The organism is Vibrio sp. 10N.222.46.A1 (assembly GCF_041473595.1).
Lineage (GTDB): Bacteria > Pseudomonadota > Gammaproteobacteria > Enterobacterales > Vibrionaceae > Vibrio > Vibrio tasmaniensis_A.
On record NZ_JBFRSN010001118.1, the window covers coordinates 1 to 1,077 of the forward strand.

Below are 1,077 nucleotides of genomic sequence, written 5' to 3' on the forward strand. Positions count from 1 at the left end.
CATTGGTAACATCATGGGGCCTGCGATGATCAGTCAGCTGCTGCCTCCTGTTTCATCCATGTTCACCACTAAGCTGCTTGCTGGCTATGGCACAGCCGTTGCAGCTTGGGCATTGGGTTCACGTTTTGAATTCTTCTCGATTGTCGCTGTGCTAGCACTAACGATGTCGATGCCTCCGATGATTGGCCGCATGTTGGGAGAGAACAATCTCGAAAACATACGTAAGCTCGTTAAGATTGCGGTGATGTTTGTATTGGGTTTCCAGTTGGTGATCGCACTAGTGACTTGGTTATTCTCTGGCGGACTAGCAAACCTAATGACCAGTGAAAGCGAAGTCTCGACGATTTTAAACTATCACCTACTGATCGTACCTATTAGCTTAGGGCCATTAGGAATCTGTATGCTGATGGTTTCCGTCTCTAACGCATTAGGCAAGTCCTATACCGCCTTGACGATTTCAGCGCTGCGCCTGTTCGCCTTCTTCTTACCTAGCTTGTGGGTTGGCTCTCAGCTTGCGGGTATTGAAGGCCTATTCTGGGGCGCAATGACAGGTAATGTGCTTGCCGGCACCTGTGCATGGTTTATGTATCAGCGCGCGCTAAAACAAGTCGAGCTTAAACTGCCAAGCGAATAATCAAACAGAACACTCCAAAATAAAGCAGCAACTTCAGCTGCTTTTTTAGGATCTAAATCCTAGCTTGCATCCTATTAAAAAGCTGTTTTTTGTGAATTTAACTCTCTAATACAACCTCATTTTCAATTAACCACCTATCTTTACTCACCACCACATTCGCAAGGTAAATGCTTGATTGCCATGCATTTACAATACCAATTAATTCAATTTTTTGCCTTTCCTTATAACTTGTCCTAGATCATCAAAGGGTTCAAAAATGCAACCTTTGGTTTTAAATATGTAAACCTTGATGCGGTTTAAGAAATTAAACCTCATTTGGCTACCTTTGGTGATCTTGTTCAAATTCCGCTCGTGATATAGGTCTAAAACTTACGATTTGTTGATGTTTTGAACGTTCACTTCAGGTTTACAGAAGTTTACCGCATCTTGTGGGAGTACCACCA

At 43.3% G+C, this 1,077-nt stretch carries 1 protein-coding gene; it reads left to right on the forward strand.

The annotated features are described in order from the left end of the window. The coding region (locus AB4496_RS24360; protein ID WP_372132357.1) for an MATE family efflux transporter at positions 1-634 on the forward strand (634 nt) is incomplete at its 5' end. Positions 635-1,077: the final 443 nt, after the last annotated feature.